At 56.2% G+C, this 18,747-nt stretch carries 16 protein-coding genes; 9 read left to right on the top strand and 7 right to left on the bottom strand.

All coding sequences use genetic code 11. The features are described from left to right. Positions 1–20 precede the first annotated feature (20 nt). The 5 genes from AC6I8N_RS17685 to AC6I8N_RS17665 all read right to left on the bottom strand — a co-directional run bounded on the left by AC6I8N_RS17685 (position 21) and on the right by AC6I8N_RS17665 (position 5,057). Positions 21–1,379 (bottom strand): MFS transporter, encoded by a 1,359-nt coding sequence (locus AC6I8N_RS17685; protein ID WP_497829622.1) that lies wholly within the window; start codon positions 1,377–1,379, stop codon positions 21–23. A 51-nt stretch (positions 1,380–1,430) separates the two neighbouring features. Then, complete coding sequence (locus AC6I8N_RS17680) at positions 1,431–2,126, bottom strand: SDR family NAD(P)-dependent oxidoreductase (RefSeq protein ID WP_497829621.1); 696 nt, start codon at positions 2,124–2,126, stop codon at positions 1,431–1,433. Positions 2,127–2,139: 13 nt separating this feature from the next. After that, positions 2,140–3,429, bottom strand: a complete 1,290-nt coding sequence (locus tag AC6I8N_RS17675; protein WP_497829620.1) for a flavin-containing monooxygenase — start codon at positions 3,427–3,429, stop codon at positions 2,140–2,142. A gap of 131 nt (positions 3,430–3,560) precedes the next feature. Beyond that, the gene (locus AC6I8N_RS17670) at positions 3,561–4,484 is read right to left on the bottom strand and encodes a LysR family transcriptional regulator (RefSeq protein WP_497829619.1); all 924 of its coding nucleotides are present in this window, start codon (positions 4,482–4,484) and stop codon (positions 3,561–3,563) included. A 72-nt stretch (positions 4,485–4,556) separates the two neighbouring features. Continuing rightward, positions 4,557–5,057: a M48 family metallopeptidase gene (locus AC6I8N_RS17665; RefSeq protein ID WP_208724236.1), complete on the bottom strand. Its 501-nt coding sequence runs from the start codon at positions 5,055–5,057 to the stop codon at positions 4,557–4,559. A gap of 81 nt (positions 5,058–5,138) precedes the next feature. On the opposite strand from AC6I8N_RS17665, the gene rlmG reads away from it, so the two are divergent. Continuing rightward, on the top strand, positions 5,139–6,257 hold the full coding sequence (rlmG, locus tag AC6I8N_RS17660) for a 23S rRNA (guanine(1835)-N(2))-methyltransferase RlmG (RefSeq protein ID WP_497829618.1): 1,119 nt from the start codon (positions 5,139–5,141) through the stop codon (positions 6,255–6,257). Here rlmG and AC6I8N_RS17655 read toward each other — a convergent pair whose 3' ends face one another. Further along, positions 6,258–8,261 (bottom strand): NADPH-dependent 2,4-dienoyl-CoA reductase, encoded by a 2,004-nt coding sequence (locus AC6I8N_RS17655; protein WP_497829617.1) that lies wholly within the window; start codon positions 8,259–8,261, stop codon positions 6,258–6,260. 299 nt (positions 8,262–8,560) lie between these two features. Between AC6I8N_RS17655 and idnD the strand changes: the two genes are divergently transcribed. The 4 genes from idnD (at position 8,561) to idnR (ending at position 12,804) form a co-directional block, all read left to right on the top strand. Next, entirely contained in the window at positions 8,561–9,592 is a 1,032-nt protein-coding gene (idnD, locus tag AC6I8N_RS17650; RefSeq protein WP_497829616.1) for an L-idonate 5-dehydrogenase, read from the top strand. Positions 9,593–9,601: 9 nt separating this feature from the next. Beyond that, positions 9,602–10,366 (top strand): gluconate 5-dehydrogenase, encoded by a 765-nt coding sequence (gene idnO / locus AC6I8N_RS17645; RefSeq protein ID WP_021183502.1) that lies wholly within the window; start codon positions 9,602–9,604, stop codon positions 10,364–10,366. Between the two features lie 70 nt (positions 10,367–10,436). Beyond that, positions 10,437–11,756, top strand: a complete 1,320-nt coding sequence (locus AC6I8N_RS17640; protein WP_021183501.1) for a gluconate:H+ symporter — start codon at positions 10,437–10,439, stop codon at positions 11,754–11,756. A 28-nt stretch (positions 11,757–11,784) separates the two neighbouring features. Further along, positions 11,785–12,804, top strand: coding sequence for a DNA-binding transcriptional regulator IdnR (idnR, locus tag AC6I8N_RS17635; protein ID WP_497829615.1), 1,020 nt, complete (start codon positions 11,785–11,787; stop codon positions 12,802–12,804). Here the strand turns inward: idnR and AC6I8N_RS17630 are convergent. After that, complete coding sequence (locus AC6I8N_RS17630; protein ID WP_497829614.1) at positions 12,768–13,487, bottom strand: purine nucleoside phosphorylase YfiH/LACC1 family protein; 720 nt, start codon at positions 13,485–13,487, stop codon at positions 12,768–12,770. The two genes, idnR and AC6I8N_RS17630, sit on opposite strands and share 37 nt — an antisense overlap. A 109-nt stretch (positions 13,488–13,596) precedes the next feature. Between AC6I8N_RS17630 and AC6I8N_RS17625 the strand changes: the two genes are divergently transcribed. From AC6I8N_RS17625 to AC6I8N_RS17610, 4 genes are all read left to right on the top strand, one after another. Next, on the top strand, positions 13,597–14,406 hold the full coding sequence (locus AC6I8N_RS17625) for a 5'-nucleotidase, lipoprotein e(P4) family (protein WP_036625550.1): 810 nt from the start codon (positions 13,597–13,599) through the stop codon (positions 14,404–14,406). 569 nt (positions 14,407–14,975) lie between these two features. Continuing rightward, a complete protein-coding gene (locus AC6I8N_RS17620; RefSeq protein WP_497830710.1) occupies positions 14,976–15,617 on the top strand; it encodes a carbonic anhydrase in 642 nt (213 codons plus the stop codon). Between the two features lie 2 nt (positions 15,618–15,619). Further along, positions 15,620–17,068, top strand: a complete 1,449-nt coding sequence (locus AC6I8N_RS17615) for a SulP family inorganic anion transporter (protein ID WP_208725584.1) — start codon at positions 15,620–15,622, stop codon at positions 17,066–17,068. 254 nt (positions 17,069–17,322) lie between these two features. Next, complete coding sequence (locus AC6I8N_RS17610) at positions 17,323–18,747, top strand: GGDEF domain-containing protein (protein ID WP_497829613.1); 1,425 nt, start codon at positions 17,323–17,325, stop codon at positions 18,745–18,747.

Raw genomic sequence — 18,747 nt, 5'->3', positions numbered from 1 at the left:
ACACAGGTGATAAAGAGAGGTCAGGACGGCAAGGGCTTGCCGGTACGGTCCTGCATTTTCCACAGCGCCAGCAGACCCAGCACCGCGCCGCCCATCAGGTAAAACGCCGGGATTAGCGTGATACCGGTTTTTTCGATCAGCCAGGTATTCACCAGTGGCGCGGTGCCGCCGAGCAGTGAAACCGACAGGTTGTAGCTAATGGCGAAGCAGCTGTAGCGTACGGTGGTGCCGAATAGCGAAGTCAGGGTGGCCGGGATGGTGCCCTCGAAGAACAACATGCCGAGAATTAACACCGCCATACCGATGACGATCGCCGCCAGGCCATGACTTTGAATCGCCCAGAATACGGGGATCGCAGAAAGGATAATCAGCACACAGCCGGTCAGGAGCATGCGCTTTCTGCCAACCCGGTCACCCAGCATGCCGAACAGCGGGATAAACAGCAGCAGCGCGAGGGTTGCAATCAGCGACAGCCGGGCGCTGAAGGCGGCGGATTTCCCCATAAAGCTCACCAGGTAGCTCGGGATATAACCCAGCACGATGTAGTAGTTGATATTGAAGGTGGCGACCAGACCGGCGCAACGCAGCAACTGCGGCCACTCTTTAAGGAATAATGTCCAGCGCGCCGGGGACTGCGCTTCGGCGCGGGCTTTACCGGCCTGCATTTCACGAAATACCGGGGTTTCATCGACGCGCAAACGGATAAACAGCGCGACAATGCCCAGCAATCCGGCAATCACGAACGGCACCCGCCAGCCCCAGGCAATCATGGTGTCATCGCCCAATGTATTGCTGATCACATTGACGATAATCCCGCCCACCAGGAAGCCGGAAATGTTGCCAAACTCCAGCCAACTGGTGAAAAAGGTGCGGCGTTTATCCGGGCTGTGTTCGGCGATAAAAATGCAGGAGCCGCCATATTCACCGCCGGTGGAGAGTCCCTGCAACATGCGCATCAACACCAGCAAAATCGGGGCGGCGATGCCTATGCTGTGATAACCGGGGATCAGCGCGATGCAGAGGGTGGCAATCGACATCAGGCTGATGCTGGCAACCAGCGCGGTACGGCGGCCATATTTATCGCCAATCGGGCCAAACAGAAAGCCCCCTAACGGCCGGATAACAAATCCGGCGGCAAACGCCGCATAAATGGCGATCAATTCGTTGTAGCTGTTGCTGGTGGGGAAGAAAACTTTTGCCATCGTCATCGCCATCGAGGAGTAGATAGCGAAATCGAACCATTCCACCATATTCCCCAGCGTGACGCCGGTGACTGCGCGAGTTAAATTACCGTCGCGCGCCATGTGACGCGATGTCGGTCGCTCCTTTACATAGCGAACTGCTCCCTGAAGTGCTGGATTTATTGTTTGTTGTTTCATTGTCTTACCCTGTCTGTTTGAAGTGGAGTACGACGCCTGTGAAAAAAATGCTTAACGCATATAACTGCCCCCGGAGATAACCAGGGTTTCGCCGGTGATATAGCCCGGTTGTGAACTGAAGGCCCACACCCAGTCGGCGATCTCTCCGACACTGGCCGCACGCTGCATCGGCACGGCTTTAACACCTTCATGAATACGCCCGCTTTTTAGCGTGCCTTCAGTCTCGACCCAGCCGGGGGCGATGGCGTTCACCACGATTTTTTTGCCAACCAACTCAATCGCCAGCGATTTCACCAGTGACACCACCGCAGCTTTCGAGGCGCTGTACAACAGCTGACCCGGCGAGACGGCAAAGGCATCGACTGAGGCAAACATCAGCAACGCACCACCCTGTTCGCTGATAAATTCGCTGGCGACTTTGGCGGTATTTACGCTACCCAGCACGTTGACGTCGAAAATCTGGCGATAGAGCGCATCGTTGCTGCTCTCCAGCGTGGAAACCGGAAAAATCCCCGCAGCGTTGATCAGCGCGCTAACGCGATGGCCCTGGAGCGCAGCGGCCACCGCGTCGCGTAATGCGCTGTAGCTGGTGATATCAGCCACCACCGGCGTGATGCCGGGTTGTGGCGGTATTTCGCTGCGATCGATGGCGATCACCGCCCAGCCTTCGCGCTGAAACTTCTCCATCACGGCTTTGCCCATCCCGGAGGCGGCACCGGTGACCAGGGCAACAGGTTGTTTGTTCATGGTTTTTCTCCCGTCAGGCGGTTAAGGAAGCGTTGTGCAACAGGCTGCTATGCATGGTTTCCAGCAGATCCAGCGTGCGCCAGGTTTCATCGAGGTTGGCTTGCCACAGACGGCGCACGATATCGATACGTGCCTCATGCGGCTGCTGGGCCGCCAGCAGGCTGGCGATGTTGGGGATGCCCTGTTCGCGCAGCTGAATCATGCGCGCGATAAGCCGCGTTTGCTGGCAGTAGGTCGGCCATTGCGGGCCGCGTGGGGCAGAAAGCCCGACAAAATAGAGGTTCTCCAGCGTGGTCGGCAGGGTCATGGCGGCGGTGCGTAACGGTACGCCATCCTGCCAGTCGAGCAGGGTCGCATCGAGGAACGGTAAACGGGTGTGAAAACCGGTGGCCCAAAGAATGCTGTCGTATTCTGTGGCGCTGCCATCGCTGAAATGCACCGTTTTGCCGTCGATATGATCGATGGCCGGACGCACGCCGATACGGCCATGCTGGATCCAATACATCAGCAGGGTGTTGACCACCGGCGGCTGTTGTTCGAGGTCCCAGCTTTCTGGTTGCGGCATGCCGGGATAGTTTTCCCAGCGGCCCACGGAGATCATGGTCAGCACCTGGGTGACCGCATTCTGCATTTCCGGCGGTAACTGATTAAGAAACGGGATTTCAGCGCGCGGCATACCAAGCAGCGCCTTGGGCTGGAACACCTGACCCCGGCGAATCACGATATCGGTAGTCAGACGATGCTGTGCGGCGTCAACCGCCAGGTCGCAGCCAGAGTTTCCGCAACCCACCACCAGCACCTTGCCTTGCAGCTGATCGGTGTTGCGATACTGGCCGGAATGCAGCGAGATACCGCTGAAGTGGCTCGCTTCTGCCGGGAACGCGCAGTCCCACAGGTGCCCATTGGCGACCAGCACGCCCTGGTAATGACGTGTCTGACCATTAACCGTCACCTGCCAGCCTTCGCTACCTGCCTTACCCAGCGGAACAATGCGTTCAACCGTGCTATTGAAATGGATTTGTGCTCTGAGGCCGAAGTGGTCGGCGTAGCTGTCGATGTAGTGCCGCACCTGATCGCGGCTGGGATAGACCGGCCACGACTCGGGCATTGGGAAGCCATCAAAACCGGAGCTTTTTTTCGGGGTAATCAGATGCAGGGCATCGTAGTCATGATGCCAGTGGCCACCGACCTGGCTACTTTTCTCAAAGCAATCAGCGTCGATACCCAGCTCTTGCAAGGTGCGCAGCGCCGCCAGACCAGCAGCTCCTGCACCAATCACACAATAGCGCGCCTGTGATGTCATACGTCTCTCCTGCAAAGTTATTGCAACATTGGGGTAACGTGATTGACATAGTTTTAAGCGGCTATTTGCACGGGATGAATAGGGTTATGATTTTGGTTCATATAGGTTTGCCCTATACCCACCGTTTTCCATCAGCATTCGATATGGCTGTACGCCATCTGTACCTCCTGCAAATAACGTCGCATCAGCTGCATCATTTCGCGGGTGGCGGATGAGATCGCGGTATCGGCGCGGTGGATAAAGGCAAACACCTCAAAAGCCGGAGGCTCGATCGGCACCCACTTGAGTTTGTCGCTATAACCCAGGTGGTGGAGGATCGGACGCGTAGCGATAAGATCTCCCAATCCCCGCGCCGCCAGTTCCAGCGCGGTGGCCTGGTGCTCCACTTCAATAATCGGCTCCAGCCGCGCGCCAATCTCCTGCGCCCGTTGGTTGAGCAGACGGCGAATCGGATCGCTGTTATGCCAGGTGGCTTCGCTGAGGATCAGCGGGGCGTTGAGCAGCGCCAGCATATCCTTACTGCCTTCCAGCCGCGCGTCGCTGGCTGAGATATAGCCAATCTGCGTGGACCACACCGGTTCACTGATCACCAGGTTTTTGTTGTTCACCGGCAGCATCACCAGACCTGCTTCAATTTCGCCATCAATTACCGAGCGCGCGACCTCCGAGGAGTTGGTTCCGACCAGTCGCATCCGCACCCCCGGATAGCGCGCGCGGAACTCACAAATCAGATCGGCCAGAAAATATTGGTAAGCGGAACTGAAGGTGCCAAACGAGGCGAGACCATCCTTGAGCTGGCGCACCGACTGCACCGCTTCGTAGCCACGTTGTGCCGCCTGGGTGGTGGCGCGGGCATGGGGTTCGAGACGTAGTCCGGCTTCGGTCAGGATCAGGCGACGGTTGGTGCGAATAAACAGATGGGTGCCCATCTCGCTTTCCAGTCGCAGAATCTGGTCGGACAACGACGGCTGCGAGATATGTAACGCCTCAGCCGCTTTCGAGATGGTGCCAAAATCGATAGCGGCAAGAAAATAGTTCAGCTGCTGAAGTGTCATTGCGCCAACCCATTAAGTGAGGGAAATCAGACGCCTCTGAGCATATGCGCTACCACAAGAAAAGCAAACCGGTCAGGCGGCGTTGCCGCGTAGCGCCTGGTCGGTCATCCACAGCCGCGCATCGAACTCCAGTTGATGGTAATCCGGCTCCATATGACAGCAGAGTTGATAGAAGGCTTTGTTGTGATCTTTCTCTTTCAGGTGCGCCAGTTCATGCACCACGATCATGCGCAGGAAGGGTTCCGGTGCGAGGCGGAAAAAGGTGGAGATGCGGATTTCCGCTTTGGCTTTCAGGTTGCCGCCCTGCACGCGGGAAATGGCGGTATGCAGGCCAAGGGCGTGCTTCATCACCTTGATTTTATTATCCCAGATAACTTTGCTCACCGGCGGCGCGCTACGCATATAACGGCTTTTCAGGCTTTGCGTGTAGTCGTACAGCGCTTTGTCGCTCACCACATCGTGGGTATCCGGGTAGCGCTGCTGGAGAAAAGCCCCCAGACGTTGGTGGTCAATCAGCGTCTGGACCTGGGTGAGGATATGTTCAGGGTAGCCCTGGAGGTAGATTAATGACATTGGGATTCCCGGCGAAAGACAGTATACTGCGCCCCCTTTTTAGGGCGAAAATCGCGCAAAGTGTACCACGCCGGAGATTCCATGAGCCAACTTGAACTGACTGAACGCACCCTGACGTTGCACCGCTTTCCACCGATGCGTGAAGAAAGCCCGTTGCAGGCGTGGGATGCGGCAGATGAATATCTGTTGCAGCAGGCGCTGCCGGATGGTCCGGTGCTGGTGTTTAACGACAGCTTTGGCGCGCTGACCTGCGGATTAAATCCGCGCCAGGTCTGGCACGTCAGTGATTCCTGGCTCAGTCAGCAGGCGGCACGCCAGAATCTGCATCTTAACCAGCAGGATGAAGATCAGGTGACGTTCCTCGACAGCCTGGCGGCGTTACCGTCGGCCCCGGCGGCGGTATTGATCAAAATCCCTAAGACGCTGGCGCTGCTGGAACATCAGCTGCGTGCGTTGCGCGATGTGGTCACCCCGGACACCCTGATTCTGGCGGCGGCAAAAGCCAAAGATATCCATAGCTCCACACTGCAACTGTTTGAACGTATTCTCGGCGAGAGCAAAACCTCGCTGGCGTGGAAAAAAGCGCGTCTGATTTACAGCCATTACACCGCGCCCAAGCTGCCTGACCTGGCGCAAACCACTGTCTGGCCGCTTGACGGCACCGATTATCAGATCCACAACCATGCCAACGTGTTCTCCCGCAGTTCGCTGGATATTGGCGCGCGCTTTTTTATGCAACATCTGCCGCATGATATCGAAGGGGAGATTGTCGATCTTGGCTGTGGCAATGGGGTGATTGGCCTGATGGCGCTGGAGCAGAATCCCCAGGCGGAGGTGTTGTTCTTTGACGAATCCTACATGGCGGTGGCATCCAGTCGTCTGAATGTTGAAGTGAACCGACCACAGGATGTGGATCGCAGCCAGTTCCGCGTCAATAACGCGTTGAGCGGCTTCCCGTCCGATCGTCTGCACGCGGTGCTCTGCAACCCGCCGTTCCATCAGCAGCATGCGGTGACTGACCACCTGGCGTGGCAGATGCTGCGTGATGCCAAACGATGTCTGCAATATGGCGGCGAGTTGCGCATCGTTGGCAACCGCCACCTCGATTATCACCACAAAATGAAGAAGCTGTTTGGCAACTGCACGCTGGTGGCGTCGAATGCCAAGTTTGTGGTGCTGCGTTCGGTCAAACTGCGTTAATCACAGGCTGAGCGCCAGCTCGGTGGCTTGTGCGATGGCGCGGCGGGCATCCAGCTCCTGCGCCACATCGGCCCCGCCAATCAGCCTGACCTTTTTGCCGCGCGCAGTGAGTTGATCTGCCAGCACCCGCAGCGGTTCCTGACCGGCACAAATCACCACGTTATCCACCGCCAGCACCTGGGTTTGGTCCTGATGACGCAGGTGCAGACCCTGGTCGTCAATCTTCAGATACTCCACATCGCCCCACATGGTGACGCCGTGGGCCTGCAAACTGGCGCGGTGAATCCAGCCGGTGGTGCGCGCCAGCCCGGCACCCGGTTTGCCAGATTTACGTTGCAGCAACCAGATCTGCCGATCAGCGGGCAGCGGCTGGGGGGGAATCAATCCGCCACGAGCCGCCAGTGCGCGGTCAACGCCCCAGCTTTGGTAGAAATCTTCGTGATGACCTGCCTGGTGCAGCAGATATTCTGCGGTATCAAAACCGATGCCTCCCGCGCCAATAATGGCCACCCGCTTGCCGACCGGTTTTTTATCCCGCAATACGTCGAGATAGCTGAGTACGCACGGATGATCGATGCCGGGCAACGTTAGTTGGCGCGGCGCAATGCCGGTGGCGACGATCACTTCATCGGCGTCCTCCAGTTGGTCGGCGCTGACGCGGCACTGGGTATGAATCTCCACGCCAGCGGCCTGGAGTTGGTGGCGGAAATAACGCAGCGTTTCGCTGAACTCCTCTTTGCCGGGGATCTGACGGGCGATATTAAACTGCCCGCCAATCTGTGCCTCGGCTTCGTATAGCGTCACCTGATGCCCGCGCTGTGCCGCCTGCAAGGCAAATGCCATACCCGCCGGTCCTGCGCCCACCACCGCCAGCCGTTTGGGTTGAGTGGCAGCGGTCACCGGCATCAGCGTTTCATGACAGGCGCGGGGATTGACCAGACAGGAGGTCACTTTGCCGACAAAAATCTGGTCGAGGCAGGCCTGATTACAGGCGATACAGGTATTGATCGCTGCGTCATCACCTGCCTGGGCTTTGCTGACAAAGGCGGCATCGGCGAGAAACGGGCGCGCCATCGACACCATATCCGCAATGCCGTCACGTAACAGCTCGGCAGCCACCGCCGGATGGTTGATGCGGTTGGTGGCAATCACCGGCACGGAAACGCGCTCGCGCAGGTGTTTGGTCACCCAGGCAAAACCGGCGCGTGGCACGCAGGTGGCGATGGTTGGAATACGCGCCTCGTGCCAACCGATGCCGCTGTTAAACAACGTGACGCCGCACTGCTCCAGTTTTTCCGCCAGATCCAGCGTTTCATGCAGCGTGCTGCCGTTGTGCACCAGATCCAGCATTGAGATGCGAAAGATAATAATGAAATCGTTACCGACCGCCTCGCGTACTGCACGCGTCACCGCCAGCGCGAAACGTTGACGGCGTGACACATCGCCACCCCAGTCGTCGTCCCGCTGGTTGGTGTGCGCTACCAGAAACTGGTTTATCAGATAACCCTCTGAACCCATGATTTCGACGCCATCGTAACCGGCCTGCTGAGCGAGGCGGGCGCATTGGGCGAAGTCGGCGATGGTTTGCCGAATATCAGCGTCGCTCAATGCCTGGGGCATAAACGGATTGATCGGTGCTTGCAACGGTGAGGGGGCGACCAGATTGCGCTGATAACTGTAGCGTCCGGCGTGCAGGATTTGCAGGGCGATTTTGCCACCCCCGGCATGTACCGCATCGGTGATGGTGCGATGCCAGCCGCACTGACTTTCCTGATTAAGAACGGCCCCACCCTGGGCGACCACTCCTTGCGGATTGGGCGCGATACCGCCGGTAACAATCAATGCCACCCCTTCACGCGCGCGTTCTGCATAGAAGGCAGCGAGCCGGGATGCACCATCGGCATGTTCTTCCAGGCCGGTGTGCATGGAACCCATCAGAAAGCGGTTTTTGAGTTGGGTAAAGCCTAAATCCAGCGGAACAAACAACTCAGGATGCGGAGTCATAATCACTCATAAATTAAGTGGTCGGATGAGTTAACTTTAGCGTCAATTAATTGGGAAGGAAGTGCAATGCATCCAGCTTGTGAGAAGTGTCAAAAAAGCGCGATAAATCGCGCCGCTACACCAGGGGGCCACGCGCAATTTATTGCGCGATCTTGCCTCCGACGCTGAATCAGCTTGCCCGTATCACGTTATGCGTAACAGCTTTTCCGTAACATGGTTTTGAGTGATCTTCATCACAGTTTTAACCCCTGTAACCCGGTTTTATGACCCCCATTGCAACACCACTGAATGGGGAAGTTATGAAAATCGAAACGCAATCCTGCGTGATCACCGGAAAACAACAAGTCAGCGTGGCGCAGCAGCAGGTGGAGTGGAACGGCAAAGGCACGCTGGTACGCATTACGCGCGGCGGTATTTGCGGCTCCGACCTGCATTATTATCAGGAAGGTAAAGTCGGTAGCTATGAAGTCAAGATGCCGATGATCCTCGGCCATGAAGTGATTGGTTTTGTGGTGGAAAGTGATGATCCACGCCTGAAGCCGGAACAAAAAGTGGCGGTTAACCCGTCCAAACCTTGCGGTGAATGCAAATATTGCCGCCGTGAGCAGGAAAACCAGTGCGTTTCGATGCGCTTCTTCGGCAGCGCCATGTATGTGCCGCATGTCGATGGCGGGTTTACCCAGTACAAAGTGGTGGACAGCGCGCAGTGCATCCCTTTCCCACAGGACGCAGACGAAAGCGTGATGGTGTTTGCCGAGCCGCTGGCGGTGTGCATCCATGCCACCCACCAGGCAGGCGATCTTACCGGTAAGCATGTGTTTATCTCCGGCGTTGGCCCGATTGGCTGCCTGATCGCCGCATCGGCCAAAGCGCGTGGTGCGGCATCGATTGTCTGTAGCGACATCAGCGAACGTTCACTGGCGATGGCCCAGCAAATGGGGGCCACTGACGTGATTCATGCCGCCAACGGTGACTTCACCCCTTACCTGGCAGACAAAGGCTACTTTGACGTGTCTTTCGAAGCCTCTGGTCACCCTTCTTCGTTGCAACGCTGCCTCGACGTGACCTGCGCCAAAGGTACTCTCGTGCAGGTGGGTATGGGCGGAGCAATTCCCTCGTTCCCGATTATGCAATTGATTGCTAAAGAGATTAACCTGGTCGGTTCCTTCCGCTTTACCCATGAATTCAATACCGCTGTCGAGTGGCTGGCACAGGGCGTGGTCAAGCCGCTGCCGTTGTTCAGCGGAGCATATGGCTGGCAGGACATTGATGCGGCGTTGCAGTTTGCGGGCGACAAAACCCAGGCGGCAAAAGTCCAGTTAACATTTTAAGGAGATACGATGAGTCAGCTATTTTCCCTCGAAGGTAAACGCGTACTGATCACCGGTTCGGCGCGCGGAATTGGTTTCCTGCTGGCACGCGGTCTGGCGGAAGCGGGTGCAGAAGTGATCGTCAACGCCACCACCCCAGCCGGGGCCGAGCAGGCGGCAGCGAAACTGCGTGACCTTGGCTTGCGTGCTCAGTCGAAAGCCTTTGATGTTACACAATCGGCGCAGGTGCAGCAGGCGGTAGACGAGATTGAAGCCGAGTGGGGCGCCATTGATGTGCTGGTGAACAACGCGGGTATTCAGCGTCGCCGTCCGTTCCTCGAATTCCCTGAGCAGGACTGGAATGACGTGATTGCCGTGAACCAGACCGCGGTATTCCTGGTGTCACAAACGGTGGCGAAGAAGATGGTGGGACGTCAGCAAGGCAAAATCATCAATATCGGTTCGATGCAGAGCGAATTGGGCCGCGACACCATTACGCCGTATGCCGCTTCCAAGGGGGCCGTCACCATGCTGACACGCGGTATGTGCGTTGAGCTGGCGCGTCACAATATCCAGGTCAACGCCATTGCACCGGGCTACTTTGTTACCGAGATGACCCAGGCACTGGCTGACGATCCGGCTTTCACCGGTTGGCTCACCAAACGTACCCCAGCGGCGCGTTGGGGCAAACCTGAGGAGTTGATTGGTGCAGCGGTGTTCCTCTCCTCAAAAGCCTCCGATTTCGTCAATGGTCACTTGCTATTCGTCGATGGCGGTATGCGCGTGGCGGTGTGATGTGACTGGCGCATTCACCAGGGTGCGCCTAAACCTTAATCACCTCTTGTTTCTCTATGGATAATAAAAAATGCCAATAACCATAATCGTTCTGGGCGTGGTTCTCCTGCTGGTTTTAATGATTGTTTTCAAGGTCAACGGCTTTATCGCTCTGGTGTTTGTCTCCGCTGTGGTGGGGATTGCCGAAGGGATGACGCCGCTGAATGTCATGGCGTCGATCCAGAAAGGTATCGGCTCAACGCTGGGCGGGCTGGCGATGATCCTCGGCTTCGGTGCCATGCTTGGGCGGCTGGTGTCGGACACCGGGGCCGCGCAACGGGTCGCGACCACGTTGATTGCCGCCTTCGGGAAGGAGCGACTGCAATGGGCGCTGGTGGTCACCGGGCTGATTGTTGGTCTGGCGATGTTCTATGAAGTGGGCTTTGTGCTGCTGCTGCCGCTGGTGTTCACCATCGTTGCCGCTGCCGGGTTGCCGTTGTTGTATGTCGGTGTGCCGATGGTGGCTGCGCTGTCCGTTACGCACTGCTTCCTGCCGCCGCATCCTGGTCCAACGGCCATCGCCACTATTTTCGGCGCGAACCTCGGCACCACGCTGTTGTACGGCATGATCATCACCATCCCGACGGTCATTGTCGCCGGTCCAATCTTCTCGAAGTTCCTCAAAAGCTTTGAAAAGTCACCGCCGGAAGGGCTGTATAACCCGAAAATCTTCACGGAAGAGGAGATGCCGGGCTTCGGAATCAGTATCTTCGCCGCCGTGATCCCGGTGGTGCTGATGGCGGTCGCTGCGGTGTTTGAATTAACCACGCCGAAAGAGAATCCGCTGCGTCAGTTCTTTGAATTTATCGGCAACCCGGCAGTGGCGCTGTTTATCGCCGTGGTCATTGCAGTCTTCACCCTTGGCCTGCGCAATGGGCGCAAGATGGAGCAGGTGATGGATATGTGTGGCGAGTCGATCGCTGCCATCGCCATGATCATCTTTATCATTGCCGGTGGCGGTGCCTTCAAGCAGGTGCTGGTGGATAGCGGCGTGGGTAACTACATCGCCGATATGATGAAAGGCTCCTCGCTGTCTCCGCTGCTGATGTGCTGGACGGTGGCCGCGATGCTGCGTGTCGCGCTCGGTTCTGCCACGGTTGCGGCGATTACCACCGCGGGTATCGTGACGCCAATCATTGCGGCGACTCATGCCGATCCGGCGTTGATGGTGCTGGCGGTCGGATCCGGTAGCGTGATCGCCTCGCACGTTAACGATCCGGGCTTCTGGCTGTTCAAAGGGTATTTCAACCTCAGCGTGGTTGAGACGTTGAAAACCTGGACGGTGATGGAAACGCTGATCTCGATCCTGGGTCTGGCGGGCGTGTTAATCCTTAACGCGTTGATCCACTAAATAATATGGCTGCACAGGGAGGTGAGCTATGACAACAACGTTGCAGGATATTGCCGAGCGGGTGGGCGTTACCCGGATGACCGTCAGCCGTTATCTGCGCACACCGGATAAGGTCGCAGCACAAACCGGCGAGCGTATCGCACGCGCAATGGCTGAGCTTAATTACGATCCCCAACGCCCGGTAGCGATGCCGGGTCATGCACCGGGACGTACCTTGGGGGTGTTGATCCCATCGTTTAAAAATCAGATCTTTGCCGATCTGCTGAGTGGCATCGAACAGGCCACTCGCTCCAGTCACTGTCAAACGCTGATCGCCAACTACAACTATGATCCCCGTAGCGAGGAGGAGCAGGTACGTACCCTGCTTTCCTGGAATATTGACGGCATTATCCTGAGCGATAAGCACCATACGCACCGTACCGTGAAATATCTGCGTGCGGCTAACATCCCGATTGTTGAGGTGATGGATACCCAGGGGCCGTGTCTGGATATGCAGGTGGGTTACAACAACTTCGATGCGGGCTACGACATGACGCGCACGTTGCTTGAACAGGGGCGGCGCTGCATTGTCTATCTCGGCTCGCTGGACGATCGGCGTGATGAGTGTCGGTTTCAGGGCTTTCGTAAAGCCATGCAGGAGCAGAAGTTACGGGCGGCACGTATCAACCCTCGCGCCATGTCATCCCAGCGTCTGGGAGCCACCATGCTGGAACAGGCACTGCGGCTGCACCCTGAACTGGATGCGATTTTCTGCACCAATGACGATTTGTCCCTCGGCGCTTTGTCGTGGTGCCAGCGTCAGGGGATTGCGGTGCCGGATAAGATCGCCATCAGTGGTTTTCACGGCCTGGAGAGCAGCCGTGAAATGTATCCCAGCCTCGCCAGCGTGGTCACGCCACGCTATGAGATTGGCTACCAGGCGGCAGAGCTGCTGCTGAAGAAGATCGCCGATCCGGCGTTCACGGTGGACAGCGTTGATCTTAACTACCAGATTTTTATCGGTGAAACCCTTCAGTCACGGCAGCGGATCCACGAAAAACGTGACTGATAACCACTGGCGAAATGGGTGTTGTAGCGGTAGCTGGACCCGCTCTCGGCCATACAATAGGTACACATCTCCACCACCTCAATCTGCGCAGCCGGGATACCGCGTTGTTGCAGTAAGCCCCGCGCCAGATGCGGCAAGTCAAACCAGATCCCGTGCTGTTGTGGTTGTGCCTGGGGACGGATAGCACGCAGATTTTTCGGTTGGGTTTCGGACCAGCTCAGGGAGGGCAAACCCGGTTGTTCCTGCATTTCATCCACTAAATTTCTACCCAGTTCGTAGCAGCACGGCCCAATCGCCGGGCCGATGGCGACATGCAGCGTGTTCGTTTGCGCGCCCAACGTGAGTAGACGATCGATGGTGCTGTTCAACACGCCGGACAGCGTGCCTTTCAGGCCAGCATGCACCGCCGCCACCTGGCGACTATGGGTATCGGCAAACAGCACCGGCAAACAATCGGCGGTGTACACCGCCACCGGTCGCGATCCCTCGCCAATCACCGCGTCAGATTCGCAGCTTTTGGGCGGCAGGTTATCGGTCGCCATCACCACGGTCGCGCTATGGCGCTGGTGTCCGTAGGCCGCGTCGTCAGGAGCTGCAACGCCCGCAGGCTGAAAGGCGTACTCCAGCCAGCTCAGCGCATCCAGCAAGGATGAACGTGGAACCTGGAGTGGGTGATAAGCCATAAGTATCTCCTTTATCTTGCCGATCGCTTTGTACTGCCAACCGCGTTGGTTAACTGCTACATTTTTAACGCTTTACCTAAACTGACCGCAATCGCTTAAGGATGAAATGATGAAAAAAACCACCTGGCTGGCCGCCTCCGGCCTGATGGCATTGGTGCTGACAGGCTGCGCGCAGCCAAACAAACAGCAGGCACAGATGCAGCTTGCCCAGCAATCGGTGCTGGCCGTCAACTGGTTCCAGCAGTCGGGCGAATATCAGGCGCTGAGCTGGCAGGCATTCAATACTGCGCGTATGGCGTTTGATCAGGCCCCTTCGCTGGCGGGTAAGCCGAAAGCGGTGATTGTTGATCTTGACGAAACGATGATTGATAACAGCGCCTACAGCGCGTGGCAGGCGAAGAATGGTCAGCCATTCAGCGGAAAAACCTGGTCTGCCTGGACTCAGGCGCGCCAGGCAACGGCGGTACCGGGAGCGGTCGATTTCGCTAACTACGTGAACAGTCACGGCGGCATCATGTTTTACGTCTCCAACCGTGACCAGAAAGATTACGCCGCGACGGTGGATAACCTGAAGAAACTCGGTTTTACCGGGGTGAGTGAAAAAACGGTGCGACTCAGTACCGGCAGTTCCAACAAACAGGCGCGTTTTGATGCCATCAAAGCGGAAGGCTATAACGTGGTGCTGTACGCCGGGGATAACCTGAATGATTTTGGTGGGGCGACATGGCATCAGGGCAACGCGCAGCGTCAGGCGTTCGTGAGCAGCAACCATCAGCGTTTTGGCACCCAGTTTATCGTCCTGCCTAATCCACTTTATGGTGACTGGGAGAGCGGGATGGCGGAAAACTACAACAAGTTGACGCCAGAACAGCAGTTGCAGGTACGTGAAGCGCGTCTCAAAGCGTGGAACGGTAAATAATTCGTCAGGCAAAAAAGCGCCTGTGATGCGGGCGCTTTTTTATCCGCTTTAGGTCCGGCAATATTTACTTTTCATTGCAACTATTACTCCCCTCATTATTTTCCTGATCTCTTGCCACCACAATCGGTCGATAATGGCGTGTTATTCTGCAATAAAGATTATTTTATGGTGAAATCGTCTAATCATAAATTTTATAATTAAGATATTTCCTGGTAAAAATGGTCTGTCTGGTATGGAAGATCGAAAGTCCTGATCAAAGTACGTGTATTTTTTTGTCATTGCATTAAAAACTCACCATTGAAATTAATAAATAACTTTATGATTTTAATGCGTATCATTCGACGTAACATTGCGGCCATCTCTTGCATAACCTTACATTTCTCTGACGTAAACTGAATCTCAATTTACATTGAGAGGCTTTTTGTCGCACGTAGAAATATTCCTGGTGCATAACTACTCTTAAGCTTCTATAACCATTTTCTGTGAGGGAACTCCAGTTTTTCCCCTGAATCAGGTCTTATTCACGGCGTTATTCGCCTGGATGCGATATTCCCGGACATTAAGAGAAGATAATTGTGACGACACTCAAACCCTTATTAGCGAAAAATCGCAGTTGGGCATTACAGCGCCGCCAGCGTAATCCGCACTATTTCGAAAAATATCTTCATCAGCAGAAACCCCATTCCTTGTGGATTGGCTGCTCCGATAGCCGTGTTCCGGCGGAAGTGTTGACCGGCGCGCATCCCGGCGAGCTTTTTGTCCATCGCAATATCGCCAATATGGTGGTGCCTGATGACGACAACTTAATGAGCGTATTGCAGTACGCCATTTTCTATCTCGGCGTACAACGCATTGTGTTGTGCGGCCACTACGGCTGTGGCGGGGTGCAGGCCGCGCTGGGACTGCCGGAAAGCCCGCTGGCTAAAGAGGATTCGGCGCTGGCGCGCCGCATTGCAGCTCTGCGCCGTGACCTGGCGCAGGGACTGGCGGCGTATCGTGCTGCCGATGCGCAGGAAGAGGAGAGCGACAAACTTAACCGTCTGGTGGAGGCCAACGTGCTGGCCCAATTTGCTCAACTGACTGGTAGCGAACCGGTGCGTTCGGCATGGCAGGTCGGTCAGACGCTGGACGTGTTTGGTTGCGTGTATGACCTGCAATCAGGACATCTCAAAGAGTTAATTCAGCAATCTACAGAGGAATCGATACCATGAATCTGCATACCTTGCGCCAGGATATCCCGGCCGGTCTGGTGGTTTTTCTGGTGGCGCTGCCACTCTGTCTCGGTATTGCCCAGGCCAGTGGCCTGCCGCCGTTTGCCGGTCTGCTCACCGGGGTGATTGGGGGGTTGCTGGTCACTGCGTTAAGCCCGTCGCGCTTCGCCGTGAGCGGCCCGGCCGCCGGGTTAGTCACCATTGTGGTGGCGTCAATCGAGACGCTGGGCAGTTTCTCCGCCTTTCTCACCGCATTGATTCTTGCCGGTTTGTTGCAGTGCCTGTTTGGTTTGTTGCGTGCCGGACGTTTTATCGCGCTGGTGCCGGGTAGTGTTATCAAAGGAATGCTGGCCGCGATTGGTATTTTGCTGATTATCCAGCAGATTCCGGTGGCGCTGGGGGCCGCAGGCGATGCGGAGCTGGTGTCGCTGGTCAATGGCGAGTTTGCCTTCTCCACCTCGGCGATGCTGGTGGCGGGCGTTGGCCTGGTGATCCTTTGGTTGTGGACCACGCCTGTCGTCAAATCGATCAAAGCGTTGAGCTGGATACCGGGGCCGTTGGTGGCGGTGCTGGTCGGCTGTCTGGCGACGCTCTTCGGTTTGGCTGGCCTGCCGCGTATTGCCCTGCCGGAGTTTGACAGCATGGCTCAGCTTGCTGCTGAGTTGGAAACTCCGGACTGGCTGGCATGGCGTAATCCATCGGTGTGGGTGGTGGCGGTGACGCTGGCGCTGGTTGCCAGCCTTGAAACATTGCTCAGTCAGGAGGCGCTGAAAAAGCTGCGTCCACAACATCCGGCACCGTCACCCAATAAAGAGATGTTTGCTCAGGGGGTGGGAAATCTGACCGCCGGTTTACTTGGGGCGATGCCGATCACTGCGGTGATTGTGCGTAGTTCGGTTAACGTCAGCGTGGGTGCACAAACCAAGGTGTCGATTCTGCTGCATGGCGTGTTGCTGCTGATTTGCGGTTTGTGGTTCAGCGATTTACTGAATGCTATCCCACTCGCCAGCCTCGCTGCGGTGTTGTTGTATACCGGGTACAAACTGGCGACGCCACGCTTGTTCATCGAACAAATACGTATGGGTGCGCAGCAATATGTACCGTTCCTCGCCACCATTGGCGGCATCATCGTGTTTGGCATGCTGGCGGGGATTGGCATCGGTATTGCGACCCAGCTTTTGTGTAGCCTTTATCAAAGCCATCGTAATGCGTTGCAACTCACCCGTTATGACGACCATTACGTATTGCGCTTCCAGCAGAATCTGACCTTTATTCACAATCCCAAATTGCAGGGACTACTGGCGGAGATCCCGGAAAATAGCGTGGTGATTGTGGACCACGATAATGCTGAGTATCTCGACCCGGACGTGAAGGCGGTACTCCAGGATTTTGGCGAAAGTGCGGATAAACGTGGCATTCGTCTGAGTCAGTGGCCAGTCGCGGTAAAATAGCAATCGGTTAGCCACTGAAATTTGTGTTTTGGCTTAAAAATCGGATATCTCGGATATCCGATTTTTTTGTTTACAGGGCATAATTATCCCGCTTTTCTCCAACATCCTTTAGTACCGGCGATGGATTCAGCCGCAGAGTTGAAGGATGAACACGAGCTTAATTAACGAATCAGATTACTAACTTTTCAGGTTTAATGCCTGCTGATGCCCACCGGCGTATGGCAGCGACTTTCCAGGTTACAGGGTTCAGACGTATGCGCGTTAAGCTGTTTGCAGAGAATAATTTTAAGAAGAATGCTCTCTCACTGTTCCTCATCACGCTTTTCTTCTGCTTTATCGGCAGCCATTTGCGTGTGCCGCAGGAGCTGTCGCTGTTCTGGCCGGTCAACGCGCTGATTGCCGGGTTGATGGTGCGTAATCCTTATCTGCATCGCATCTCCAGTTATGTGGTGTGCTTTGTCGCTATGGTGTTCAACGATACGGTATTTTCAGGCTGGGCGCTGCCTGCGGTCACCCTCAATGTAGCGAATATCCTGTTTATTCTGGTCGCGGTAAGCATGCTGATTAAGCATCTGCTGCCGCCCTCGGCGAATAGCCAGGTGATCAACGCGATGCGTATTTTCCCCGCCTGTCTGTTGGCGGCGCTGACCTGTGCTACCTGGGGTGCCTGGGCGCAGGAAGTGGATTTCAACGCACGCTTTATTACCGCCTGGGGCGACTGGTTCAGCGAACAATTCTCCACGTCGTTGATGTTGCTGCCGGTATTACTGGCACGCCCGCTGCGTACCGTCCCCTGGCGTTCATTATTGCATCCCGGAAAACTGCTGCCGCTAACGGGCGTGGTGCTGTCGCTCACCATTGGCGCGATGATTGGTGGCGCGGGTAGCCTGACGTTCCCGGTCCCGGCATTGATTTGGTGTGCGATTGTCCTGCCAATCCCCATCACCAGTCTGGTGCTGCTGCTCACGGGCATCACCGAGATTATCCTGGTTTCTCACGGGGTGATGAATATTCAGGGCGATGATGCCTTATTGCCCATCAGCCATCTGACCTCGGTTCGCCTCGGCGTCGCCACCATCACCATCAGCCCGTTGCTGGTGGCTGTCAGTATGGATGCCATCCGTCAGCTAAACCAACGTTTGTCATTACGCGCCAATTTTGATTTTCTCACCCAGCTGTTATCGCGTTCCGGGTTGTATGAAAATCTGCGCCAGGAGCCATTCTCACCGCAGCGAGCGGCAGGTGTGGTGATGCTGGATGTCGACTATTTCAAAACCATTAATGACAATTTTGGTCATGATGCGGGTGATGGTGTGCTGGAGGAGATCGCTCGCCGCATTCAGGATGTGGTGAATAATCGAGGTCTGGTTTGCCGTTTTGGTGGCGAAGAGTTCGTGGTGGTGGTGTTTGATTACAATCACAGCCAGCTTTATCAACTGGCCGAAGCGATTCGTCAGTCGATGGTCAGAGAGAAATTCTGGTTGCAGGGGAATACCGTCACCGTGACGGCCAGCCTGGGGCTGGCGCTTGGCAATGCAGTGAATGAGCGTGAGTGGCATGGGGTGGTGAACCGCCTGATTTCGGCGGCTGACAAAAATCTTTACCTGTCGAAGCGCAACGGTCGCAATCAAACCTCGCCCGCTGTCGAGCCACGCCCGCTGGTTAACGACGTGGCCTGA

The organism is Pantoea sp. X-Soil-TKNS-1279 (assembly GCF_059730565.1).
Note: the sequence above shows the minus strand (reverse complement) of the source record. Positions and strands in the feature narration are given on the sequence as shown.